20 protein-coding genes are annotated in these 26,937 nt (G+C 36.1%); 15 read left to right on the forward strand and 5 right to left on the reverse strand.

The features are described 5' to 3' along the window. Positions 1-45: 45 nt before the first annotated feature. From D2K60_RS01915 to phnE (D2K60_RS01940), 6 genes are all read left to right on the forward strand, one after another. Positions 46-1,263: an ROK family transcriptional regulator gene (locus D2K60_RS01915; RefSeq protein ID WP_117169072.1), complete on the forward strand. Its 1,218-nt coding sequence runs from the start codon at positions 46-48 to the stop codon at positions 1,261-1,263. 184 nt (positions 1,264-1,447) lie between these two features. Then, positions 1,448-3,508 (forward strand): Ig domain protein group 2 domain protein, encoded by a 2,061-nt coding sequence (locus D2K60_RS21240; RefSeq protein WP_420818806.1) that lies wholly within the window; start codon positions 1,448-1,450, stop codon positions 3,506-3,508. A gap of 221 nt (positions 3,509-3,729) precedes the next feature. Beyond that, complete coding sequence (locus tag D2K60_RS01925; protein ID WP_117168306.1) at positions 3,730-4,827, forward strand: phosphate/phosphite/phosphonate ABC transporter substrate-binding protein; 1,098 nt, start codon at positions 3,730-3,732, stop codon at positions 4,825-4,827. Positions 4,828-4,936: 109 nt separating this feature from the next. After that, a complete protein-coding gene (phnC, locus tag D2K60_RS01930) occupies positions 4,937-5,725 on the forward strand; it encodes a phosphonate ABC transporter ATP-binding protein (protein WP_117169073.1) in 789 nt (262 codons plus the stop codon). After that, positions 5,718-6,533 carry a phosphonate ABC transporter, permease protein PhnE gene (phnE, locus tag D2K60_RS01935; RefSeq protein ID WP_117168307.1) on the forward strand — a complete coding sequence of 272 codons (816 nt, stop codon included), beginning with the start codon at positions 5,718-5,720 and terminating at the stop codon, positions 6,531-6,533. Before phnC ends, phnE (D2K60_RS01935) begins: the two co-directional genes overlap by 8 nt. A 14-nt stretch (positions 6,534-6,547) precedes the next feature. Beyond that, a complete protein-coding gene (phnE, locus tag D2K60_RS01940; protein WP_205418570.1) occupies positions 6,548-7,354 on the forward strand; it encodes a phosphonate ABC transporter, permease protein PhnE in 807 nt (268 codons plus the stop codon). 180 nt (positions 7,355-7,534) lie between these two features. Here the strand turns inward: phnE (D2K60_RS01940) and D2K60_RS01945 are convergent, their stop codons facing one another. Genes D2K60_RS01945 through D2K60_RS01960 form a run of 4 tightly spaced genes read right to left on the reverse strand, consistent with a single transcriptional unit; the run spans position 7,535 to position 12,277 of the window. Continuing rightward, positions 7,535-8,578 (reverse strand): aldose epimerase family protein, encoded by a 1,044-nt coding sequence (locus D2K60_RS01945; RefSeq protein WP_117168308.1) that lies wholly within the window; start codon positions 8,576-8,578, stop codon positions 7,535-7,537. Positions 8,579-8,596: 18 nt separating this feature from the next. Continuing rightward, the gene (gene galT, locus D2K60_RS01950) at positions 8,597-10,093 is read right to left on the reverse strand and encodes a UDP-glucose--hexose-1-phosphate uridylyltransferase (protein ID WP_117168309.1); all 1,497 of its coding nucleotides are present in this window, start codon (positions 10,091-10,093) and stop codon (positions 8,597-8,599) included. A 3-nt stretch (positions 10,094-10,096) separates the two neighbouring features. Beyond that, positions 10,097-11,092: a UDP-glucose 4-epimerase GalE gene (galE, locus tag D2K60_RS01955; RefSeq protein WP_117168310.1), complete on the reverse strand. Its 996-nt coding sequence runs from the start codon at positions 11,090-11,092 to the stop codon at positions 10,097-10,099. Next, positions 11,093-12,277 carry a galactokinase gene (locus tag D2K60_RS01960; RefSeq protein ID WP_117168311.1) on the reverse strand — a complete coding sequence of 395 codons (1,185 nt, stop codon included), beginning with the start codon at positions 12,275-12,277 and terminating at the stop codon, positions 11,093-11,095. It abuts the gene before it with no gap. A 289-nt stretch (positions 12,278-12,566) separates the two neighbouring features. On the opposite strand from D2K60_RS01960, the gene D2K60_RS01965 reads away from it, so the two are divergent. From D2K60_RS01965 to D2K60_RS02005, 9 genes are all read left to right on the forward strand, one after another. Further along, positions 12,567-17,261 (forward strand): 5'-nucleotidase C-terminal domain-containing protein, encoded by a 4,695-nt coding sequence (locus D2K60_RS01965; RefSeq protein WP_117168312.1) that lies wholly within the window; start codon positions 12,567-12,569, stop codon positions 17,259-17,261. Between the two features lie 307 nt (positions 17,262-17,568). Beyond that, positions 17,569-19,482: a BglG family transcription antiterminator gene (locus D2K60_RS01970; RefSeq protein ID WP_117168313.1), complete on the forward strand. Its 1,914-nt coding sequence runs from the start codon at positions 17,569-17,571 to the stop codon at positions 19,480-19,482. Positions 19,483-19,702: 220 nt separating this feature from the next. Continuing rightward, positions 19,703-19,993 (forward strand): PTS lactose/cellobiose transporter subunit IIA, encoded by a 291-nt coding sequence (locus tag D2K60_RS01975; protein WP_205418580.1) that lies wholly within the window; start codon positions 19,703-19,705, stop codon positions 19,991-19,993. 24 nt (positions 19,994-20,017) lie between these two features. After that, positions 20,018-20,332 (forward strand): PTS sugar transporter subunit IIB, encoded by a 315-nt coding sequence (locus tag D2K60_RS01980; RefSeq protein ID WP_117168315.1) that lies wholly within the window; start codon positions 20,018-20,020, stop codon positions 20,330-20,332. Between the two features lie 30 nt (positions 20,333-20,362). Continuing rightward, positions 20,363-21,643 (forward strand): PTS sugar transporter subunit IIC, encoded by a 1,281-nt coding sequence (locus tag D2K60_RS01985; protein ID WP_117168316.1) that lies wholly within the window; start codon positions 20,363-20,365, stop codon positions 21,641-21,643. Positions 21,644-21,725: 82 nt separating this feature from the next. Continuing rightward, the gene (locus D2K60_RS01990; RefSeq protein WP_240335215.1) at positions 21,726-23,156 is read left to right on the forward strand and encodes a sulfatase family protein; all 1,431 of its coding nucleotides are present in this window, start codon (positions 21,726-21,728) and stop codon (positions 23,154-23,156) included. A 93-nt stretch (positions 23,157-23,249) separates the two neighbouring features. Then, positions 23,250-24,191: a formylglycine-generating enzyme family protein gene (locus tag D2K60_RS01995; RefSeq protein ID WP_117168318.1), complete on the forward strand. Its 942-nt coding sequence runs from the start codon at positions 23,250-23,252 to the stop codon at positions 24,189-24,191. Positions 24,192-24,211: 20 nt separating this feature from the next. Beyond that, positions 24,212-25,000, forward strand: coding sequence for a sulfite exporter TauE/SafE family protein (locus D2K60_RS02000; protein WP_240335216.1), 789 nt, complete (start codon positions 24,212-24,214; stop codon positions 24,998-25,000). 199 nt (positions 25,001-25,199) lie between these two features. Continuing rightward, a complete protein-coding gene (locus tag D2K60_RS02005) occupies positions 25,200-26,627 on the forward strand; it encodes a 6-phospho-beta-glucosidase (protein ID WP_117168319.1) in 1,428 nt (475 codons plus the stop codon). A 143-nt stretch (positions 26,628-26,770) separates the two neighbouring features. Here D2K60_RS02005 and D2K60_RS21075 read toward each other — a convergent pair whose 3' ends face one another. Continuing rightward, positions 26,771-26,902, reverse strand: coding sequence for a hypothetical protein (locus D2K60_RS21075; protein ID WP_275896230.1), 132 nt, complete (start codon positions 26,900-26,902; stop codon positions 26,771-26,773). Between the last annotated feature and the right edge of the window lie 35 nt (positions 26,903-26,937).

Raw genomic sequence — 26,937 nt, forward strand, 5'->3', positions numbered from 1 at the left:
TTATTATCACTAGTTATAGTAACAAGAGAGGTGAGGTGTATAGTGGTGCAAACAGGAAGTTTTCATTGGATGAAGTCATTAAATAAGTCAGTTATTTTAAATAAAATACTAAATGATGGACCAATTTCGAGAGCACAAATTGCAAAAGATACAAAATTAACACCACCTACAGTTGGTAGTATTGTTAAAGAATTGATCGAGCAGGATATTGTTAAAGAAAGTGTCCAAGGTACCTCGCAAGGTGGGCGAAAACCGACAATGCTTATCATTAATCATCTTGGATTTTATATTATTGGTGTAGATGCAGGCCCAACAGAGGTTGAGTGTATTCTTACAGATCTATCAGGTGAAATTACGGCCATTCAATCTACTGAAATAACAACTCCTATTTCCAAAGAATCATTTCTTGTGACAATGAAAAAGAGTATTGGTAGTCTATTAGAAACGAATACTAATATAGAGGATAAAATAATTGGTATCGGTGTGGCGATGCACGGTGTTGTTGATGTTGAGGAAGGAATTGCATTATTTGCACCTAACTTGGATTTACGTGATATTCCTATAAAAAGAGAGTTAGAAGCGGCGTTTAACTATCCAGTAAAAGTTGAAAATGATGCGCGAGCCTTAGCGATAGGAGAGGTATGGTTTGGTAAAGGGAAAGGTTTCGGTAGTATGATAGCCGTTAATATTGGTAATGGTGTTGGAGCTGGCATAACAATTAATGGGAAGCTATATCATGGAGAGTCTAACATTGCTGGGGAAATTGGACATATGACTGTAGATCTAAATGGAAAACGATGTGAGTGTGGAAATAAAGGGTGCTTGCAAACTGTGATTTCAGGACCAGCCATTGCAGAAAGAACAATAGAAGCCTTAAAAGATGGCGAATCAAGTGCATTACAAAGCCTTTATCAAGGCAAACTAGATAAGATAACAGGGATTTCTGTCTTTCAAGCAGCGCAACAAGGAGATAGCTTTGCACAACAGTTATTATATGAAACTGGTGAATATATCGGTATTGGTTTAATTAATCTGATTCATATTATTAATCCTTCCAAGATTATTATAGGTGGCGGTGTATCGAAATCAGGTGATTTCATTTTAGAAGCGATACAAAAAACGATCAAAGACCGCGCACTAACTAAAGAAGCAAAACAAACAGAAGTCGTCCTTACTGATTTAGGTGATCAAGCAACTGCATTAGGTGCTGTAGCATTATTACTAGTAGAATTGTTTGAACGTAACGGTGAGGTAAACGTATAGGTGTTGCATGAAGTGTGTTATCTTATTACTAGTTAATGAGGAAAAATATCAAAGTGTCCTATCAACTCATTATAATTTACATGAATTTAATCCCTTCTCCATACCCCCTCTATATTTGTATGCTAGATTGTAAGTGTTCAAAGAAGTTTTCAAAATGGAGGAGGAATGTTCATTGTTTAAGAAGATGTTGATTAGTTCAGTGTTGGTAGCAAGTTTATTTGGATTTGGGATTCCGAGTGTTTTAGCTGAGGGTCCAACAGATCCAGCACCTGAGATTAACCCTTCTGGAAATGCTAACGGGATGTCTGTATTATTTGATAACGTCCACGGACAAACAGCTGGAGCAGCTGACTGGGTAATTGATGGCGCATTTTCTGATTTTGCTGATGCAATTTCAGACGAAGGTTATTATGTAAAAGAATTAAGAAAAGAAGGAAGAATTACCTTAAGTGATTTAAGTAACCATGAGGTATTTGTTATTCCAGAAGCTAATATTCCTTTTTCTACTCAAGAACAACAAGCATTACTAGATTATGTGGATCAAGGCGGTAGTATTTTTTTCATCACAGATCATTATAATGCAGACAGAAATAAAAACAGGTGGGACTCCTCAGAAGTTTTTAATGGATATCGCAGAGGAGCATGGAATGATCCAACGCTCGGCATGAGCGAAGAAGAAGCGAATTCCTTTTACATGTCGAATGTGAATAGCTCAGATTGGCTGTCTGATAACTTTGGCATCCGTATTCGTTACAATTCACTGGGGAATGTTGCTGGTGATATTATCGTTTCCCCGCAGCAAAGTTTTGATATTACCGAAAATGTAACAGAGATGACAATGCACGCAGGTTCTACACTTGCCATAACCGATCCGAATAAAGCAAAAGGTATTGTATATGTCGAAGAGACAACACAAGCATGGGCACATGCAGTAGATCAGGGTGTATATAATGGCGGTGGTGTTGACGAAGGTCCATATGTAGCGATTTCAAAACCAAGTCTAGGAAAAGTTGCAGTAATTGGAGATTCTTCACCTGTTGAGGATATTACACCAAAATATAAACGAGAAGAAAATGGTCAGACAAAAACAACGTACGATGGTTTCTATGATCAGGATAATCATGAGTTGTTGACAAATTTGATTAATTGGTTAGCAGAACAAGAGAGCTATACTTCATTTGATCAGGTTTCTAGTCTGCAACTTGATCAGCCGACTGATTTATTAACAATTGAAAATCCTGAGACATCTACAGAGCCTGAACAAGAGCCATGGGCAAGCCCGGCTCCAGGATATGATTGGTGGGATAGTTCTACTTTTAGTGCGGGCTCCTATGGATATGGAGATGGAGGAAGTGAAGAACCACCGACTGAAACAGACGGCACTGAGAATTTTGAAAATGGCAGTAAAGGAGCATATGCTGCTGGAAATGTCTCTTTAGATTCAGGAGAATGGGACTTTGACAACGCACTCCTTGGTACGTTAGCATCTGATAAAAAGGATGGAACACAGTCTGCGCGTATCCGATCTAATGGAAATATTCGCATGAATTTCGATGTGGAAAGTGCTGAATCGGTTACCGTGTCACATGCTAATTATGGAAGTGATACTGGTGCTGCGTGGTCGCTTCAGAAATCAACCAATGGTGGTAGTAGTTGGACAAACGTTGCTGGACCTTTTATAAGTAGCAGTTCTCTTGAAGAAAAAACTATCTCTGTTGGCGAAGTAGGATCCGTTCGCTTTCAAATTGTTGTTAATGGGGCTTCGAATAAACGGATCAATATTGATAATTTTACAATTGAACAAGCTATAAGTGAACCGTTAGAAGAATTTGATACAGGATCAAAAGGAGCATATACAGCTGACGATGTAAGTCTGACGTCCGGAAGCTGGTATTTTGATAATGCGCTTCTGGGCAATTTATCATCGGATAAAAAAGATGGATCCCAAGCTGCTCGAATTCGTTCTAATGGAGCAATTCAAATGAACTTTGATGTGAACAGTTCCAGTGCAGTTACGTTATCTCATGCGAATTTTGGAGGCGATTCTGGAGCAACATGGTCCATTCAGAAATCCACAGATGGAGGTAACAATTGGACAAACATAGCGGGTTCATTTACAAGTAATAGTAGTTTAGAAGAGAAAAAAATAACCATTAATGAAACAAACCCTGTTCGATTTAAAGTAGTGGTAAATGGAACTTCTGGGAAAAGGATCAATATCGATAACTTTATTATAAATCCATAAGTATAGATTGAAGTAAATAAAATGATTGATGGTTGGTGGCTAAATTTTCACTAACCCATCGATCATTTTTTTATTTCTAATCTTTTTCATTCAAAGGTAACTTGTTAATTTATTGTAACAATAAATTAACAATGTTTTACATGTCATTCATATCTGCTAAACACTTAACGGCTAGTATAAAGAGTAGTTTCAATTAATAAATAATAGAGAGGGGATTAACAATGTTAAAAAAATTCATGGTTGGAATAGGTATAGTACTATTAGTTTTATTTCTAGCTGCTTGTGGAAATTCTGAAGAGGATGAAGAAAAAGAAGCAACCGAAACTGAAGCGACAGAAACAGAAGAAGTTTCAGCAGAAGAAGAGGTAGCGGAAGAAAATAAAACTTTAGACAAGCTTTCTATTGGTTTTGTACCTTCAAGAGATCCAGAAGAGATTATCACGGCTACTGAGCCACTTAAAAACTTATTAACAGAAGAAATGTCTTCTCTTGGTTATGATATCGGGGAAGTAGATATTACCGTTGGAACTAATTATGAGGCTGTAGGAGAAGCCCTTTCTGCTGGAACAACAGATGTTGGATTGATACCAGGTGGAACTTATGTTTTATATGACGACGGAGCAGAAGTGATTTTAACTGCTACTCGTGCTGGTTTAAATAATGATTCGGACGAAGCTTTAGATTGGAATGAAAATAAACCAACAGATGCGTCGGATGAGCAAGTTACTTACTATCGTGCATTAATGATCGCAGGTCCTTCTGAAAAAGGACAAGCGTTAGCAGAAAAAGTAAATAATGGAGAAGAATTAAGCTTTGAAGATGTAAATGATGCATCTTGGGCAGTGATGTCATCTTCATCACCAGCGGGTTATATTTATCCAGCACTTTGGTTAAATGACCACTTTGATAAGACGATTACGGACTTAGATAATGTTGTACCAGCAGATTCTTATGGTAGTATGTTTGCCCGTCTTGCTGCAGAACAAATTGATGTAATGGTTACCTATGCAGACGCTCGCCGTGATAATGCGGAATCGTGGGAAGGTGATTTGGAACGTGAAGCATCGATATGGGACGAAACAAATGTTATTGGTGTAACGTCTGGAATTTATAATGACACGATTAGTGTTAGTAAGAATTCTGAAAACATGGATGATGACTTAAAAGCGGCACTTCAGCAAGCATTTATGAATATTGCTGAAACAGAAGAAGGAAAAGAAGTTATCTCGATCTACAACCATGAAGGATACCAAGAGGCTACTTCTGAAGATTACGATGCAGAACGCAAAGCGCAAGAATTAGTTCAATCATTAAATTAATCAGGGTTAGTTAGTTCCTACGTAAGGAAAAGTAAAAAAGAGGACATCGTCTATGGTGTTCTCTTTTTGCCTAAACTTAAAAGTTGCAATGAAGAATGGGGATTTTGACATGATAGAATTTATAGATGTTGAAAAAAGATATGGAAATGATGTATTGGCACTAAAAGATATAAATTTAGCCATTGAACAAGGTGAATTTGTCGCAATAATTGGTTTATCTGGGGCTGGCAAATCAACTCTATTACGATGCATTAATCGGATGCATGATATTACAGGTGGAACCCTCTTGGTAGATGCTATTGAAGTAGGGCGATTAAAAGGAAAAGGTGTGCGGAAATTGAGAAGAAGAATTGGAATGATCTTTCAATCTTTTAATCTCGTTACCCGAACTACAGTAGTTAAAAACGTACTCGTTTCTTTCATACCAGACTTACCTGTTTGGCGTAAAATAACAGGGATATTTTCAAAGGAACATAAAATAAAGGCACTTACTGCCTTGGATCAAGTCGGAATTTTAGACAAAGCTTATGTGCGTGTCGATCAATTATCTGGTGGTCAGCAACAGCGGGTGGCTTTGGCAAGAACATTAGCACAAAATCCAGCCATTATTTTAGCAGATGAACCCATCGCCTCCTTAGATCCTGTTACAGCTAAACAAGTAATGGATGATTTCAAAAAAATTAACCAAGACATGCAAATATCCGTAATTATGAATATTCACCATGTCGAAGTGGCCTTAGAATATGTTGATCGTATTATCGGGATTCGGAATGGAAAGATTGTCTACGACGGCCACACGAATGAAGTCACACCTGAAATTCTTGACTATATATACGACGGAAAACTAGATGAAATAAAAGAAGAACTCGAGGAAAAGGGGAAAGAAGCATATGTATGATAAAATCTTTCCTCCTAAAAATATAACATTACCAAATGGAAAATCTATTCTGGAGAAACGTTCCCGTACGCCTTTTATGTTATTAGTTGTATTGATTGCGTTGGCGTTATCTGTTCACTTCACAAATTTCAACTTACAAACTTTAATAAGAAGATGGCAGGAGTTTTTCGTTATTATTGGAGATATGATACCTCCTAAATGGGAGTACCTTCCTTATTTGTGGAAGCCATTAATGGACACGATAAAAATGTCTCTATTAGGATCTGTTTTTGGGGCAGTTGTAGCGATTCCAGTGGCCTTTTTAGCCGCTTCTAATATGGTGAAACAAAAAGTAATTGTCTTTCTTGCAAAAATATTTTTAAGTATTTTAAGGACACTTCCCACATTAGTGTCAGCTCTTATTGCTACTTTTGTCTTCGGGCTTGGGACGCTTGCCGGAACTGTAGCAATCTTCTTGTTCACACTTGCTTATGTCGGAAAACTTCTCTATGAACAAATAGAGAATGTAGACATGGGAGCTTTTGAAGCGATGGAGTCAATTGGAATGACGCGGATTCATGCTTTTCGTCATGCAGTATTCCCACAAGTTTTACCTAACTTTTTATCAACTTCTTTATTTTGCTTTGAAGGCAATGTACGTTATGCAGCCATATTAGGATATGTTGGTGCAGGTGGGATAGGACTTTTACTTAATGAAGGACTGGGTTGGCGAGATTATGCGAGTGTCGGGATGATCTTATTCATGCTTGCCATCACAGTATTTTTAATCGAAACTGTTAGTGAGCATTTCAGAAAAAAACTGATGTAAATGGGGGGATATAAGTGGATCTGATAGAGAAACAGTTAATGCATGCACCTCGTAATAATCGTTATATTTTAATTGTGTCTGTACTTGTTACAGTCTTATTTTTATGGTCTTTTTCAGCAGTAAATCTTGAAAATGTTGAGGAGAGCGGCTGGATAATTGCGACAAATATTTTACAAGGAATTGTCACTCCAGATTTAGAACTATTATTAAATGTGACAACACAAGGGGTTTTATATTTACTGGTTGAAACGATAGCAATCGCTTTTTTGGGAACGATCATTGGAGCATTATTAGCTATCCCATTAGCCTTTTTATCGGCATCAAATGTGGTCCCTAAGCCCGTAGCGTTTATCACACGATTATTTCTAATTTTTATCAGAACAGTTCCCGCTTTAGTTTATGGATTAATGTTCATTCGGGTGACAGGGCCAGGACCGTTTGCAGGTGTACTGACCATTGCGCTTATTTCAATTGGCATGTTAGCAAAGCTTTATGTGGACGCAATTGAGGATTTAGATACAAGCATTCTTGAGTCTATGACATCAATTGGATGTAATACGTTTGAAAAAATCCGCTATGGGATCGTGCCACAATTATTTGCAATGTTTCTTTCGATTATGATCTATCGCTTCGACATGAATTTAAGAGAAGCCTCTATCTTAGGTTTGGTAGGAGCAGGTGGGGTTGGAGCACCTTTAATTTTTGCTATGAATGCTTACAGATGGACTGAAGTTGGTTCTATTCTAATTGGGTTAATGGTACTTATTTTACTTGTAGAATTATTCTCTAACCATATGCGAACAAAATTAGTCAAAGGTTAAGAAAAGCAAGTTAGATTACAGCTATTTCCTTTAGGTCTACATACCTCTCATAATTTATTGAAACATTTTTAAAACAATATTTCTAGTACCTTGTTTAGATTTTCTAATTCTTGTCTGATGTATCTAATAAAAGTAAAAATTAACACCCCGTATAATGTTTATACGAGGTGTTAAGCAAGTTTATTTCGTACTAAAAGTAAAGCTAGTAGTTGTTTTATAAGGTGCATCTTTTTCTAATATAATACTAGGAAAATCCTCATGTTCAAGTGAGGCAGGTGATGATTGTGTCTCCAAACAAACACCTAAATATTTAGCAGACTTACCTTCTCTAAGTTCAAGTGTATCGTCCAGTCCATTTGACGTGTACATAACGATACCTGGCTGGTCTGTTTGGACAGTTAACTTCCTGCCACTTGTTTGTTCTGTAACTACCACGTTTTCTTTTTTGTTATGATCAAATAGAAAGTAATGATCATAACCGTTTAATGCGACTAAATTTTGTTGATCAACGGAATGCACGCCGTCTATAATAGCATGCCCACGTCGAAAATCAAAAACGGTACCTTCAACAGGAAGAATCTTTCCGGTCGGGATTAATTCATGATCTAACTCGACAAATCGACTTGCCTCCATTGTTATATCATGCTGTAAAATGTCTGTTTTTAAATTACCGCTTAAATTAAAATAAGAATGATTGGTTGGTGTTAGTACAGTTTTTTGATCTGCAACTGCTTCATATGTGATGCTAAAAGCATTCTCATTTGTTAAGGTATAAGTCACTTTCATAACAAGGTTTCCAGGATAGCCGGCTTCTCCATCTTGGCTTCTATGCGTCAGCGTTACCCCAACTGATTCAGCTTCTTCAAATGTATCGGCTTGCCAAAGTACTTTATGGAATCCTACAGATCCTCCATGTAAATGGTGTTCCCCTTCATTAGACGGTAGATTATAGGTCTTGCCATCTAATTGAAAAGATGACGCTTCAATTCTACCAGCAACTCGGCCTATTAAAGCTCCAAAAAAGTTAGGATTGTCAAGATAATCTTCATAATTTGCATAACTTAAGATAACGTTTTCAAATTCGTTATTTTTATTAGGCGTCATTATTTTTGTAATGATTCCACCGTAATTTAGTAAGCTAACTTCCATTCCTTGAGTGTTTGAAAGCGTAAATTCCTTCCAACTTTGTCCTGCTATATCTAACTTATCTACTTTTACTTGCATCTGTTGCCCCTCCTGTATTTACCGATTTAAGGTTTTAAGGAAACGTCTAAACGCTTCTCTACCTACATTATTCGACTTAAAGACGCCAGAATCCTCTAAAACTCGCGTAAATTTTTCACCTAAAGCGTCATAGACGATCTCTTCCACGTTAGATTCATTCAAGTTAGGGTTAGCGTCCTTCATTTCTTGCGCCCATGTTTGATGATAAGGATCTACGGTGGTTTTTCCATCAAGTAAATAGCCTTTTATTTGATCGATTTCAGACTTTAATCGAGGAGGAAGTACAGCTAACCCCATTACTTCAATTAATCCGATATTTTCTTTTTTAATATGATGGACATCCTCATGTGGGTGAAAAATACCAAAAGGATGTAGCCCAGACGTACGATTATTTCGTAAGACAAGATCTAATTCAAACTGGTTATCGCGTATGCGTGCAATTGGTGTAATCGTATTATGTGGTGTATTTTTAGTAAACGCCTCAATTTCAACACTTGGATCACTATATTGCTTCCAAGTGTTCAAAATATGTTCTGCAGCGTCAAGCAGATCTACCTTATGCTGACTGCGTAAACGAATAACAGACATAGGCCATTTAACAACAGCAGACTGAACATTTGGAAACCTTTCTAGATCAAATGCGAATTCCTCTTGCGCTTTTGTCATTGCAAAAGTATATCTTCCACCTTGGTAATGGTCATGATTTAGTATACTGCCCCCAACAATTGGTATGTCTGCATTGGATCCCATAAAGTAATGCGGGAATTTTTCAACAAATGCCGTCAAGCGTTCAAAACTTGCCCGATTTATTTTCATTGGTCGATGCTCGCTTGCAAATAAAATACTATGCTCATTATAATAAACGTAAGGAGAATATTGTAAAAACCATTGTTCGCCTTCTAGTGTGACATCGATAATTCGATGATTTGATCTAGCTGGATGTCCCGTTCGACCAACATATCCTTCGTTTTCAGCACATAGTACGCAATTTGGATAACTTGCAGCTTGTTTCATCGCGCGTTCCCGTTTCAGCTGTTCAGGATCTTTTTCAGGTTTAGATAAATTAATCGTGATATCTAAATCGCCATACGGTGTTTGCGTTTTGTAGTGAATATTTTTTGCGATACGATTCATTTGAATATAGTTACTATCTTTACTTAGTTGATAAAAGTAGTCTGTAGCAGCGCTTGGTGATTCCTTATATTTTCGATAAAAAGTTGCGTTTATCTCTGTCGGTTTAGATAAAAAGCAATCCATGATCTTTGCACTAAGGATTTCCTTTTCATCTAACACATCTGCGATTACCTTTGTTTCTATTGCAAACAGTATAAGAGCATCGAGTAGATCGGGAATGCTTCTATCTGCTGTATCTATAACTTGCGCATCATATTCATCCAGATGTAGCAACCCAAGAATTTGATTGCGGACATAAATTTCATCACGTTCAGTGATCAACTTTTGCTTGATGCCTTTATGAATCAATTGCGCAATAGTTGTAGAGATGTGTTGATTCATAGCCTACACGTCCTTTCGATAGCCAAATGGATGTTGCTGATGCCAGCGCCATGCATCTTGAATAATACGGTTAATCTCCGTTTTTTTAGGTTCCCATTTCAGGATAGTTTTTGCCTTTTCAGATGAAGCGATCAGTGTACTAGGATCGCCAGCTCGTCTTTCACCAATTTTTTCAGGAATCTCATGATTGGTAACTTTTCTAGCTGCTTCAATCATTTCTTTTACAGAAAAACCTTGGCTGCTTCCTAAATTAAAGATGTCACTTGCACCACCATTTAGTAAATATTCAAGAGAAAGAATGTGTGCATCAATTAAATCTTCCACATGAACGTAGTCACGAATACACGTACCATCTTCAGTTGGATAGTCTTCACCAAATACATTAATATGTGGCCGTTGTTCTAGGGCTACTTGTAAGATAATCGGAACGAGGTGTGTCTCTGGTTGGTGGTCTTCACCAATCTCAGCTGTTGAACGTGCTCCAGCAACATTAAAATAGCGTAATGATACATAGCGTGTACCATAGGCAACTTCACACCACTTCATTAATTTCTCCATCGTTAATTTTGTTTCCCCATATGTGCTTGTTGGTAAAGTAGGCATTGTCTCTGTTATTGGAACAGACTCAGGTTCCCCATAAGTCGCAGCTGAAGAAGAAAAGACAATTTTATCAATCGAAAACTCTTGCATTGCTTGCAGTAATACTTGTGTGCCATAGACATTATTATCGAAATATTTAAGTGGATTCTCCATTGATTCGCCAACTAAGGAATTCGCTGCGAAATGTAAGACAGCATCAATTTTTTCATTTGTAAAAACGTCACGCAAGAAGTCAATATCACGAATATCTCCAGGGTAAAATGTTGCATCAGGATGAAGTGCCTCGCGATGCCCAGTTTCTAAATTATCAATCACAATAACATGATGTCCTTGATCGATTAATTGATAGACAGCATGAGACCCAATAAATCCTGCTCCACCTAAAACTAATACTTGCATTTATAACACTCCTTCTGTTGTGATTTCTTTCGCGCCATTTCCGATTGTTGCGAGGTAAAACGTTGCATCATAGCCGATTTTTTCTTTATAAATCGCATTGACATTTTCTTTGAATGTATCCACTTCATTACGCGGTGTAATTGCGATGGCACAACCACCAAATCCTGCGCCTGTCATCCTAGCTCCTAATACACCTGTTTGTTCCCAAGCAGCTTCAACAATTGTATCCAATTCAATACCAGTTACTTCATAATCATGTTGAAGCGAAAGGTGTGATTGGTTCATTAATTCACCAAAGGCAGCTAAGTCTCCACTCTGTAACTTAGCTAATGCCTCTTTTGTTCGCTGATTTTCGTATACAGCATGTTTTGCGCGTTGTTGGTTTGTCTTATCCTTAATTAAGTGTTTATGCTCTTCAAATGTCTCAATTGACAATTCGCCTAAACTTTTAATTTTTAATACTGACCGCAAATCTTGTAATGCTTGTTCGCATTGCGTGCGACGCTCATTATACTTTGAACCTGCTAATTCTCGACGTTTATTTGTATTAATGATCATAATGACATAGTCTTTTAAATCAACTGGTGCATATTGGTATTCTAGTGTATTGCAATCCAATAAGATGGCGTGATCTTTTTTGCCCATTCCAATTGCAAATTGGTCCATAATACCACTATTAACACCAATATAATCATTTTCTACCTTTTGTCCTAATTGTACCATGTGAATTCGATTGATACGTAGGTCAAACAAACCTTCTAGTAAGACCCCAGTAACTAGCTCAATTGATGCTGAAGAAGATAAACCGGCACCATTTGGAATATTACCAAAGTAGAGTACATCGAATCCAGTCTCGATTGAAAAACCTTCCTTAATAAGCATAGCTAACATTCCTTTAGGATAATTAGCCCAATCATCATTCGTATCATAGGATAAATTATTTAGTGTCGTTGTAATGATACCGTTATCATCAAAATTCATCGAATAGAAACGAACCTTTGCATCTGTACGTTTTACAGCTAAAGCATATGTTCCAAATGAAATAGAAGCAGGAAATACATAGCCACCATTGTAATCGGTGTGTTCACCAATTAAGTTTATTCGACCCGGAGCAAAAAATAAACGCGGTGTTGTTTCTGTTTGAAAAACAGCTTGAAATTTCGATATTAATGTTGCAGTTTCCATAGAAATGAATCCTCCTCATTTAACTTAATTAAATTAATTTATTAACTATACTTATTATATGCTACCAGTTGAAAATATTCAACTACAGATCTTAAATTCCTATAAATTTCATATTCTATGAAACTAGTAAAGTACTAATATAGTCAAAAAGTCTCAAATGTAAATAAAAACAGACGAAAAGTTAATAATTTTTTACAAAAACCGTAAGATAACCTTACAAAAGTTTAATAATGTTCGGTTTTGGTGTGTTACAATAGAAAATGTAAAATATAACAATAGGAGGGAAAAGATGAATTATTTATCATTAAGGAAGTTTAGTAGTTTGTTTTTAATCGCAATTCTAGTATTTGCGAATTTCTCAAGTGCACTTATTCCTGTAGTGAGTGCAGCAGAAAACGAAGAAACAACTCTTACAGTAGCAGAAGCTCTTGAACAAGAACACGGAACAGAGGTGACATTAAAAGGCTACATAGTGGAGGGGGTTAATGGTCAATATGCTGTTAGGCTGTCTGATTCCGATACGGATACTTCGACTACTATAGTTGTTCAGTTACTACCTGATTATAGAGAAGCTTTTAGTCCGGTAAATAATCCGAACGCTTTAGGTGAAGAAGTTTTGGTAACAGGTGAAAGAGATGTATATTCAGGTGAAGAGTCAATTGAATATATATCTAGCATGGAATTCGTAGATTCTTCCGTGCCAACCGAACCAACGGAACCAGAAGAACCAACAGAAGTATCAGACATTGCGGATGTTCGCGATATGGCTGATGGTCAATTTGCAATGATAGAAGGTATTGTACTTGCAAGCCCAAGCTCAATTGGGAATGGTCAATATTCGACTTATATTCAAGATGATACAGGTGGGATTAACCTATTTGCTTTTGAACAAGGTGATTTTCCTGCTTTAGAAAAAGGGGACAAGGTTAAGGTTTCTGGAGAACTCGAAACGTATAATGGTTTAAAAGAGATCTTACCGACTAGCGTTGAAGTTATCGATCAGGGACAAACGTTACCTGAACCGAAGTCGATTACTTTAGTCGATATGCAAGATAGTGCAATCGCAGAAGGATATGAAGGAGAATTGATTCATATCAATGGTTATATTAGTAATATTCCAGACAGCCCAGCTGGTGGTGGTTATAATATTTCCTTAGTTGATGAAGAATTTAATGGTACAACCTTACGTGTGATGGAAGGTTCGCTTGATATTTCAGCTTTAGAAGAAGGCAAATGGTATGATGTGACGGCAATCATGAGTCAATACACTTCTTATCAATTGATTCCGACTGAAGCGAGCGATATAACAGTTGCAGCTGAACAACCAGAAGCGCCAACTGCAGCAGGTGAATATACGGCTACAGTACATTCTGTTACAGACGGTGATACGATTCGAATAGATTCACCAGTCTTAGGAGCTGACCGTGTTCGTTATGTGAATATCGATACACCTGAAACAGATATGGGTGGCGATCCAAACCAAGATCAGCATGGAGAAGAAGCTAGTGCATACTTAAAAGAATTATTGCAACCTGGTGATACGGTTACATTAAAGGTTGGAGAAGAAGCGACAGATAATTATGGACGTCTTTTAGCGCAAGTAATAAATAAAGATGGTATTAATACAAATCTAGAAATGGTGGAAAAAGGTTATGCAGTAACGTACTTTATTTGGCCATTTGAAGATGGTGGCGATTATGATTTATATCAAGACGCAGTAAAGAAAGCGAAAGATAATGAAATAGGTATATGGGACCCTACAGACCCTTTAAATGAATTACCATTCGTATTTAGAACCAATATAGATGATGGTATATTCGATAAACCTGTAGGAAACTCAGATACAAAAGAATATGTTCAACCTGCTGATTGGGAAGATGTCCCTGTTGAAAAAAGGACATTCTTTTGGACAGAAGAAGAGGCAGTAGCACAAGGATACACATTAGCTGGAGATGATAATGAACAAACGGATCCTCCTAGTGAAGATCTACTTGAAGTTCAATTATTAAGCATGAACGATCTTCATGGTAAAATTGATCAAGAATATGATCTTGATCTTGATGGAGATGGCGAAGTAGATGGTACGTACGGTCGTATGGATTATACGTCAGCTTATATCAAAGATCGCGAGCAAGATAATGAGAATACTTTTATTGTTCATGCAGGAGATATGATCGGTGGAAGTTCACCAGTATCTGGGCTTTATCAAGACGAACCTACTGTTGAAATAATGGAGGAAATTGGTTTTGATTTTGGTACAGTTGGTAATCATGAATTTGATGAAGGAACAACTGAAATGCTTCGAATGGTAAATGGAGGAGAACATCCTAGTGGTTTAGGTACAGAAGGTTATGATGGTATTGATTTTGATAATCTATGTGCTAACTGTGTTAATAAAGACTCAGGAGAGACTATCTTGGATGCCTATGCAATTCAAGAAATTGATGGAGAAGAAATTGGTTTTATCGGTGTTAATACACAGGCATCAGCAACTATGGTTATGCCTGCAGGAATTCAAGATATTGAATTTACGGACGAAACAGCAGCTGTCAATAAAGCAGTTACAGAATTACAAGAACAGGGTGTAGAAGCTATTGTTGTTTTAGCACATATGCCAGCTGATCAAAATGGTGCGTCTGCTACTGGAGATGCAGCAGACTTAGCGAACAATGTGAATGATGCGGTTGATATTATTTTTGCTGCTCATAATCATCAAGTGGTTGATGCAGTAGTAGATAATAAATTAATTGTTCAAGCATCTGAATATGGTAAAGCATTTGCTGACGTAGATATCGAGATAGATAGAGAAACAGGAGATATTGTTACCAAAGAAGCAGAAATTGTATTTGTTGATCAAAGTGCAATGGAACCAGATGCAGCGGTAACAGAAATATTAGAAAAGTATGATGATCTAATTGCAGACAAAATGAATGAAGTATTAGGCTATAATGCGAATACAATGACAGGTAGTTATTCGAATGATGGCGATCATGGATTAGGTAATTTAATTGCAGATGCAATGTTATATTCCATGGATAGTGACTTCTCTCTGATGAATGGTGGAGGTATTAGAGACCAATTGTTAGCAGGTGAAGTGACATGGGGAAATTTATATAACGTCATGCCATTTGGTAATACCTTAATGAAATTTGAAGTGACTGGTGCAGATATGTACGAGATTATAGATGAGCAATTATCTCCGCAATATGGCCCAGATTACAGTGTTGGTGGAATGAAATATACATGGGATACTTCAACAAACGAAGCTATCGATATTATGTTTATGGATGGAACACCAATTGATGAAAATGAAACATACACTTTAACAGTAAATAATTATATGGGAACTTCAGAAGGACCAATTAAAGATCTTGGTATGAATGAAGAAATGGGTCCAGTAGACTTAGATTCTTTTGTTGATTATGTGAAAAGTTTAGAAAGTACGGAAGCAAATCCAATTGACTATGCGGCAGAAGGGCGTATTGTTGCAATGGACAATGGATCAGATGAAGAATTAGGAGAAGTAACAATTGCCGAAGCAAGAAATGCAGAAGCGGGTACGGTTGTAACGGTAGAAGGTATTGTTACAACAACTCCAGGTGTTTGGGGAAGTAACGGCTTCTATATGCAAGATGAAACTGGTGGAACATACGTATTTGGTGACGATAGTGTTTCTATCGGAGATATTGTAACATTTACAGCTGAAGCTGCAAGTTATGGTGGCGAGTTCCAATTATCTGGTGTAACAGGACTAGATATAACAGGATCTACTGATGTACCGAATCCAATTGAATTATCACCAAGTGCAATTGAGGATTCGAATCAAGGTGAATTGGTATCACTTAAAGGTGTAACGATATCAGATCTTGAAGAAGTGAATGATTACGGTACTTTTGAATTCACAGCTTCTATAGATGGCGAGAGTATTCTTGTCCGCGTTGATAACCGAACTGGTCTAGCATACGCTGATTTTGAATTTGAAAATGGCGATGTAATTGATATTACTGGTATTTCTAGTATCTATAATGGGACATACCAGTTGAAAATAACCAGCCCTACAGATGTCAGTGAATATGTACCAGGTGAGCAAGAACCACCTGTTGATCCAACAGATCCAGAAGAACCAGAAGAACCAGAAGAATCAGAAGAACCAACAGATCCGACAGATCCAGAAGAACCATCTGAACCTGAGGAAGATCAAGCAGATGAAGCAGGCAACGTGACAACGAAACCAACTGTTACGGAAGGGAAAACGAAAATTTCTGATAAAGCAGTTGAAAATGTTAAAGAAAATAGTAAAGTAACCATTGAATTAAATGAAGAAGATGAAATTGAAGTAAGTTTGACAAGTGCTCAAATTGCAATGTTAAAAGCGAAAAATTCTTCTGTAACAATTAAAACCAAACAAACAACTGTAACTATTCCAGCGAGCGCGTTTGGAGATGGTGATACAACAGTTGCTGTAGTAGCTATTGATAGTGATATGGTAAATGGAGAGAATTCAATTAGTGGGATTTTTGATTTCACAATAACATCTAATGGTGAAGTGATCTCCGAGTTTGAAGAAGCAGTTACATTGGAATTTAATGTAGATGCGGATAAAGTAAGTAATCCAGAAGATGTGAAATTGTATTATTACAACCCAGAAACATCCGAGTGGGAATTAATAGGTGGAACATATCAAGATGGTGTTTTAACTGCAAAAACGAATCACTTCAGTATATTTGCTGTATTTGAAGTGGCGGCAGTAACTCCTCCTGTTGATCCAGAGGGTGATACTTCCGGTAATGGTGACAACGAAGGGTCTGAAGACGATACAGATACAACTGATGAAAATGAAGAAACAGCTACTTCTAGTGATGACGACGAAACATCATTACCAGACACAGCAACAAGTATCTTCAACATGCTCCTAATGGGTGGTTTACTACTATTAGCAGGCTTTGGATTTTATCTGTATCAAAAACGAAGAGTATTAGAATAATTTCTAAACCCGTTCATCGTATCATGATGAGCGGGTTTATTTTTTGTCTTTTATTTGTAATGAAAAGATTTAATGAATGATTCAAGAGAATAATGAAATATGTTTTTGATTATGATAATGTTTATTAAGTAATTCGCAAAAATTGTCGAAATAAAACTATAATGATATGGTCTCAAGTTCACGGGTGACGTTGTCTGAAGTCATAGAGCAACAAGAAATTTCCTTAGCCAGGGGAAAATTATTATTCCCAACACATCATGAAAACGCTTTACAATGAAATGAAAGCTAACACCTAGGGAGGGTTCTAATGAATACGAGGCATCAGCAAATACTCAAAGAACTAATCAGAGAGAGTACTCCAGTGACTAGTGAATATATAGCTAGCTTAATTCAAGTTACATCAAGAACGATTCGAAATGATATTAAACAATTGAATGAAATATTAGTGGATTCCGGAGCTAATATTATTTCAGAACGAGGTCATGGATACCATTTAGATATTTTTGAACAAGATGAATTTAAAAACTTTATACACACTATGATGGAAATGGATGAATCAGTGCCTGTTGAACCAGAGGATCGCGTTCATTATTTAGTAAGGAAATTTTTATTAAATCCTACTTATTTAAAAATTGAGGATCTTGCTGATGATTTGTTTGTAAGCCGATCTACGTTAAAAAATGACCTGAAGGATGTTAAAGTGGTACTCAGAAAATATCACTTAAGTTTAATGAAACGTCCTAATTATGGTCTGAAACTTAGTGGTGAGGAAAAGCATGTTCGCTATTGTATTGCAGAAGTATTATTTAGTCGAACAGCAAGTATCACTGGTAATTCGGATAAGCAGTGGTTACTTCCAACTGATCAGATGTATGAGATTCGCTTAACTGTTTTAAAACGTTTAAAGGAATTTAATTTAAATTTATCGGATATAGCTTTGGATAATTTGGTTGTGCATATCGCAATTGCTTGTCGTCGGATTAAAAGTGAACAGTACGTGGAACAAATAAATAATGCTGAAAAAGACACAGAAAGCGAAAAAGAACATCAAGTTGCAAAAATGATTATAAAAGATATTGAATCAACGGTACAGTTAACTTTTCCTAAAGTAGAGATTTCCTATGTTGCGATGCATCTCTTAGGAACCAAAATATTCTTAAATAAGAACCAATCGGAAATTGTGAGTAATTTTGATCAAAAAATCATACAGACAGTTGACGGTTTGGTTTATCAAGTAGAGGAACAAATGAAGTTAGGTGTTTCCAAAGATAGGGAGTTATATGCTGGAATTGCGATTCATTTAAAACCTGCAATTCATCGTTATAAAAACCATATGAATATCCGTAATCCAATGCTTGAAGCAATAAAAGTGAATTATCCAGTAGCATTTGAAGCAGGAGTAATTGCTAGTAGAGTTATTGAACACGAACATAATATTTTGATTGATGAGAATGAGATAGGTTATATTGCTTTACATTTTGGTGCGGCCATTGAACGGACTAAATTACAAGTCAAACCAAAACGTTGTTTAATTGTCTGTACTACTGGACGAGGAAGCTCACAGTTATTACTTTATAAAATGCGTGCTAAATTTGGTAACCAGTTAACGATCATTGGTGCAACAGAGCTACACAATTTACCGAAATATAGCGAAGATGACATTGATTTCATTGTAAGTACTGTAACACTTCCAGACTCCATTCAGATTCCGTATGTAGTTGTTAGCACACTTTTAGGTGATGTGGAGTTGGACAAGATTACACAAGTTATAGAAGATAGAAGCGAGTCCATTATTGATAAATACTTGGACCCAAATTTAATCTATTTGCATTTAGGCTGTTCTACTCCAAGCGATGTTATCACTTTTTTAGGCAACGAATTGGTCAAACAGGGTCGAACTAAGGAAGGGATTATTGATTCAATTATGGAGCGTGAAAAGGCTGCTTCAACAAGCTATGGTAATCTAGTGGCAATTCCACATCCGTTGATCCCAAAATCAGATCAAACTTTTTGGACATTAGCTACGCTTGAGAAGCCAATTGATTGGGGTGGGAGCATGGTGCAATTTGTTTGTCTCCTTCATGTAGCAGATGAGAATCAAGAAAAACTAGAGCCAATGTATAAGAATTTAATTAAGTTTGTTGATAATCGTGAAATAATTAAACAATTAATTAACTGTAAAAATAAACAAGATGTGCTTGAAATATTAAGAAGAATGTAGACATTAACGTTACATTCTTTTTATTTTGGCAGATAGAGTAACAATATATATCGCCATGTTTAGGTCATTGTTATTACTTTGGTCAATATATTCCGTTGGGTAAGGAAAAAGGTTAACTTTAGATGAAAGCGTTTTACATTTACGATGAACTTAAGAAAGAGAAACAAAAGTTAAAAGATAAGAAAGGGAGGACTTCCGATTGGATAATCAAGAGATAATCATGGGGATAATCGTCAACGGAGGAAATGCACGAAGTAATGCAATGCGAGCAATAGCTGCCTCAAAACAAGGAAACATTGAAGAAGCGAATCAATTCATGGAGTTAGCTAGTGAAGATTTAAATAAAGCACATCGAATTCAAACAGATTTAATTCAAGCAGAAGCGCGTGGAGACAAAGCTGAAATTTCACTATTAATGATCCACGCACAAGATCATTTAATGAATGCAATGACAGTTAAAGACTTAGCCGTAGAGATGATCCATATGCATGAAAAAATTAGTAACTTATAAAAATATAAATTGGAGGAATTAAAAATGAAAAATATTCTTTTAGTATGTGCAGCAGGTATGTCAACAAGTATGTTGGTAAGTAAAATGGAAAAGGCAGCAACAAGTAAAGGTGAAGAGGTAAAAATCACAGCAACATCAGGTGGAGATATTAAGAAACACATAGATGATGCTAATGTTTTACTTCTAGGACCACAGGTTTCTTACCTAAAAGATGATTATGAAAAGCAATATGGTGGTGCAAATGGTATACCAGTTGAGGTTATCAATAGTCTTGATTACGGCATGATGAATGGTGAAAAAGTCTTAGATTGGGCTTTTGAATTAATTGATTCAAAATAAGGACATTATCTTTTAATAGGAGGGGTTAACGTGAGTGAGAAAACGCAAAAAGTGCAAATGAAAATTCAACGAGTATCTGGAAAAATTTCTGAGAATAAGTATTTGAAGGCAGTTTCTAATGGTTTAATGTCTACGTTACCAGTTATGATTATTGGTGCTTTGTCGACACTTTTGGGTAGTTTGAACTTTGAAGCGTATCAAAATTTCATCCAATCAACAGGTTTAAAGGGGCTTTTTAGCTCTTTAAGTACAATGACATTAGGTTTGGTCGCAGTTTATGCAGTATTTTTAATCGCATTTAAACTAGCAGAAGTTTTTGGGCAAGATAGTATCGGCGCTGCTGGTGCTGGATTAATTTCCTTAATGAGTTTCATGGTATTATTGCCAACTATTCAAACAGAAGATATAAGTGCTATTCCATTTCAATTTTTAGGTGCGCAAGGACTGTTTGTTTCAATTATTGTAGGACTCATAGCAGCACGTATCTATTTACTATTTATTGAAAAAGCATGGGTAATTAAGTTACCAGATGGTGTTCCACCAACGGTAGCTAGAACGTTCTCAAATTTGACCCCAGCAATAGTTATTGTTGTAGGTTTCGGTGTGATAGGTTCGTTATTTTCGCTAACTGATTATGGAAGTATATACCAGTTCATTTATACGTTAATTCAATCTCCTTTACAAAACATTGGAGGAACTTTACCGGCACTAATTCTAGTCGTTTTTATACAACAAATACTTTGGTTTTTTGGTATTCACGGCAGACTTGTAGTAAATCCAATCTTTTTAACTGTATGGCTACCTCTTGGTGTGGAAAACTTAAATGCTATCAGTGCTGGTCTTGAACCAACTAATATCGTGCATACTGGATTTTATGCAGTATTAATTGGTATCGGTGGAGCAGGTGCTACTCTAGCATTGGCTCTCTTAATGACTTTTATGTCCAAAAGTAAACAGTATAAAACATTAGGAAAACTATCTTTACCTGGAACGATTTTTGGTATTAATGAACCAATAATATTTGGTACACCAATTGTATTAAACCCAATAATGTTTATACCGTTCGTATTTACACCTCTAGTTTTGGGTAGTATATCATATTTCTTACTTTCTGTAGGTTTATTCCCAATTCTTAATGGTACACATATCCCTGTTGGTACACCAATAATAATGAATGCACTTTTACAAGGGTCTGTGGTTATAATATTACTTCAATTCATTAATATCGCTATCGCTGGATTAATCTATTATCCATTCTTTAAAATGATAGATAAAACTGCAGTTGAAAATGAGTCAGATAGTGCAGAATAAATTTAAGGAGGAGGGAATAGAAAAGATGGGGAGTGAAAACTCCTCTCTTTTTTAAAATATGAATAAAAAGAAAAATGTAGTAATGATTGTAGCAGATCAATGGCGAGCTGATTCAGTAGGATATGACGGAAACAACGTTGTGCATACGCCAGAAATTGATGGACTTGCCAAAGAAGGTGTTTCATTTTCGAATACATTTTGTCAAAATCCAGTATGTGTACCTAGTAGATCTTCATTTATGACAGGATGGTATCCACATACTAAAGGTCAGAGAACTATGCATAATTTAATGGATGATAAAGAACCCAATATTTTAAAAACATTAAAGAACTCAGGTTATCATGTCTACTGGGGAGGGCGTAATGACTTTTTAAAAACAGATTCAGATGTGCATCAACTTTGTTCGACAAGGGATGATCAATTCGCTGAAAAGATGAAACAAATACGTTTAAAAAAAGAACGCCAACAAAAAGAAGCGAATAAAAATATCGAAGAAAAAGAAGTCTATACACATGCAAAAGGTGTGAGTGAAAAGGTTCATCATCCGGAAGAAGAGCAATTTAAACATGCCAAAGAATTTCTTGAAAATAAAGAATATGGTGATGACCCATTCTGCATGTATCTAGCACTTGCGTTACCGCATCCGCCATATCAAATTGATACTAAGTGGTTTGATATGTTTGATGAAGAAGCTATTCCAGATCCAATTAAATTATCAGAGGAAGAATGGAGTAAAAAGCCTAGTTTAATACAAGGGATTTATAAAAATCAAAAACTGTACAATTTATCAGATGAAGAATTAAAGGAAATCAAACAGATCTACTATGCTATGGGGACTAAATTAGATAATTATATTGGTGATCTAATTAAAACATTGAAAGATCAGGGATTATACGACGATACCATTTTTGTTTTCTTTAGTGATCATGGTGATTATACGGGAGACTACCAAATGGTAGAGAAAACTCAAAACACATTTGAAGATTGTCTTACAAGAGTTCCATTAGTAATTAAACCAGCAAAAGGAATGGAATTTAAACCTAGAAATACAGACGCTTTAGTAGAACTAATTGATGTTCAGGCTACCATAATGGATTTATTGGATATAGAACCAGATCATACACAGTTTGGGAAATCGCTAAGATCTGTCCTTCAAGGTGAAAACGAGCATAGAGATGTTGTATTCTGTGAGGGTGGTCGTTTAGAAGGAGAAAGTCATGCTATGGATGCTGGACATACACCGGATAACGAGTACTGGCCTAGAACTACTGAACAAGAAAAAATACCGCAACATACTAAAGCAATGATGCTTAGAGATAAAGATTATAAGTATGTTTATCGATTATATGAAGAAGATGAATTTTATGACCTAAAAGCGGATCCAAACGAGAAAAATAATCAAATTGATAATACAGCATTTAATGAAAAAGTAAAAGAATACAAAAACAGAATGCTTCAACATTTCTTTGAAACTGGTGATGTTGTGCCTTTTAAACAAGATAAACGATTTTAGAATAAAAATAAGGTGCATTTTCCATGGCACCTTATTTTGTTTAAATAATAGGGGTCAGTGTCAAACGGATTTTTTAAAAATGAGGTGAACTTTATGCAAGAAGATGAGGAATGTAACTGTTGTTCAGTTTCTAGAGAATCTCATTTCTCAACTTTACAATCTGTAAATATAACGCCGAGAGAAGATGATAAATTCATATCCAAAATGGCCTATATTAATGGTGGAGAGTTTGTTATGGGAACTGATAGCAAGGAGGGTTTTATTCAAGATGGAGAAGGCCCTACAAGGAATGTTAACGTAAATTCATTTTATATTGACCGTTATGCTGTAACTAATGAAGAGTTTTATACTTTCATAAAAGAAACAGGATATAAAACGGAAGCCGAGCAATATGGCTTTTCATTTGTTTTTCATTTGTTTTTACCGAATAATTATCCAGGACGAATACAACAGGTTCAAGGTACGTCATGGTGGTTTGCGGTAGCAGATTCAAATTGGTACCAGCCGGAAGGAATTGGTTCAACAATAACCAATCGAATGGATCATCCTGTCATTCATGTTTCATGGAATGATGCTAAGGTGTTTTCAAACTGGGCTGGAAAGAGGTTGCCAACAGAAATGGAATGGGAATATGCAGCTAGAGGTGGACTTAATCAAAAGAAATATCCTTGGGGGGACGATCTTACACCCAATAATGAACATCATTGTAATATTTGGCAAGGATCCTTTCCAGAAAAAAACACAAAAGAGGATGGTTATGTAGGAACTGCACCTGCAGTCTCCTATCCACCAAATGGCTATGGTCTCTATAATACATCCGGTAATGTGTGGGAGTGGTGCGAAGAAAACTTTGAAACAAATGAGATAAACAAAAATGGGAGTAATAATGGAGATGTTAGCAAGGTGATGCGTGGCGGGTCCTATCTATGTCATCATTCATATTGTAATCGATATCGTGTAGCAGCTCGTAGCTCAAACACGTCAAATAGTTCAACAGGGAATTTAGGATTCAGGTGTGCAAGGGACATTAAATAAGAGAGAAAAAAAGAATAGAGGTGATCACAATAATAATTTTATATTTTATTATTGGACTATTCGCCAGTATATTGGGTTCTATAGCAGGTTTGGGGGGCGGAGTAATTATTAAACCGGTATTGGACCTGTTTGGACATTTTGATTTAGCCACAATTGGTGTCCTCTCATCTGCAACTGTTTTATCCATGTCGACTGTTTCTATATTAAGTGTAAAAAACTGCAAAATAGAGATAAATAAAGCAGTAAGTTCAACGATTGCAGCTGGTTCAATTGTTGGAGGGATTATAGGTAAAGCTATATTTAATTACCTTATCAATATATTAGCTGTAACTGATTCATTAGCTATTTTCCAATCAGCATTTTTAGTAGTATTAATGCTAGCTATTGTTCTACTAATTAACAACACAAATAAAATGTCTAGTTATAAAGTTAAAAATAAGATAATTATATTTGTTGTTGGTTTAATTTTAGGTTTAATTTCAGCATTTTTAGGAATAGGTGGCGGTCCGTTAAATGTTGTTGTATTAACCATACTTTTTTCAATGTCGTTTAAACAAGCTGCGTTTAATTCCATCTTTATTATATTTTTCGCACAATTATCCTCATTAGTATTAGTTGGGATAAGTACAGGCTTTAACCCATATGACTTGTCTATGTTAATGTACATGATCATTGGAGGTTTATTAGGTGGTTGGATTGGATCAAACGCAGCCAATAGAATATCTAACAAACTAGTTAAAAGGCTATTTAACTTTGCAATAATAGCTATAATTTTGTTGAATATATACAACGTGATTGTTACTTTATAGGCTCTTATAATAGGAATGTGGTTTAGGAATTATAGTAGTTAAATCTGCGGGTGTAATGTGGAAGACTGTATCGGAAGTTCGCAATTTACCTTGTGACTACTGTTATTAGAGTAGCTGTAGAATTATGTGCTCATCAGAGAACATGTCTTAAAAGAGTAAGGTACATTTTAAATAATAGTTAAATGGGGAGGAAAAAATTGTGTCATTAAAGAAAGATTTCTTATGGGGCGGTGCGATTGCTGCTAACCAAGCAGAAGGTGCATATAAAGAAGATGGAAAGGGTATGGCATTGGTTGATATATTACCAGCAGGTCAAGAACGAAGAGAAGCTCTATTTCATCCAGAGGTGGCGTTGACCAAGGAATATACACATTATCCAAGTCATGACTCCATTGATTTCTATCATAGTTATAAGGAGGATATTAAACTTTTTGCGGAGATGGGTTTTAAAGTATTCCGGACATCGATTTCTTGGCCACGGATATTTCCAAATGGTGATGAAACAGAACCGAACCAAAAAGGTCTAGAATTCTATGATAATTTATTTGATGAATGTAAGAAATATGGTATTGAACCATTAGTAACTTTAAACCACTTTGATACACCACTATATCTTATTGAAGAGTATGGCGGATGGAGAAATCGTAAATTGGTTGATTTCTATGAACGATATGCAAGAGTTGTCTTTAATCGATACAAAAACAAGGTCAAATACTGGTTGACATTTAATGAAATTAATATGCTCCTACACATACCGTTCTTTGGGGGAGGACTTATTATAAAAGAGGATGAAAATGCTGATCAAGTCAAATATCAAGCGGCACATCATCAATTAGTTGCAAGTAGTTTAGCTACTAAAGCAGCGAAAGAAATTAATGGCGAAGATTTCATGATAGGGTGTATGTTAGCTGCTGCTGAAATCTATCCCTATACATGTCATCCAGATGACTTACTAAAATCAGTTAAAGAAAATCAAAAGCAATACTTTTTTATTGATGTTCAATCAAGAGGTGAATATCCTTCTTATGCAAATCGATTGTTTAGAGAACTAGATGTAGAAATTGAGATGGAACCAGAAGATAAAGTACTATTAAAAACATATCCTGTTGATTTTATTTCTTTTTCTTACTATTCTTCTAGATTAACAAGTGCAGATCCGGAAGTGAATAAACAAGGAACATCTGGAAACGCCTTTAAATCATTAAAAAATCCATATTTAAAATCCTCTGATTGGGGATGGCAAATTGACCCAGTTGGATTAAGGGTAACTATGAATCAAATGTATGATCGATATCAAAAGCCATTGTTTATTGTGGAAAATGGTCTTGGTGCTGTCGATCAATTAACGGAAGTTGGGACGGTAGAAGATGATTATCGGATTGAATATATGCGTGAACATTTAAAGCAAATGATAGAAGCTGTTGATGATGGGGTTGATTTACTAGGCTATACTTCTTGGGGATGTATTGATATAGTGAGTGCAGGCACTGGCGAAATGAAAAAGCGTTACGGCTTCATTTATGTTGATCTTGATAATGAAGGTAATGGTACAGGTAAACGATATAAAAAGAAATCGTTTAATTGGTACAAAAATGTAATTGAATCAAATGGTGAAATTTTACAATAACGTTTGAAGAGTCTGTCATAGAGGTGACAGACTCTTCTGCATCTAATTTACCATTAGAAAAGTCCTTACAAAAACTACGGTAAGTTAAAATTCGTAGTAGATAGAAACTGTGACGTAACATTCTTTTCACTAACAAAAATAAACTAGTTTAGACACGCTACGCAAGCAAATGGGCTCCCTTTCTGTGGGCACAGCCTAAAGCTTTCATTGGTAAAGAAAAACACTTTACCGAGTGGATCTTCAGCCCGTGCTGTTCCTGCTGGAGAGTCGACCATTTGCTTCCTCCGCAGAACAGAACTTAAATGTAATA

The organism is Paraliobacillus sediminis (genome assembly GCF_003426055.1).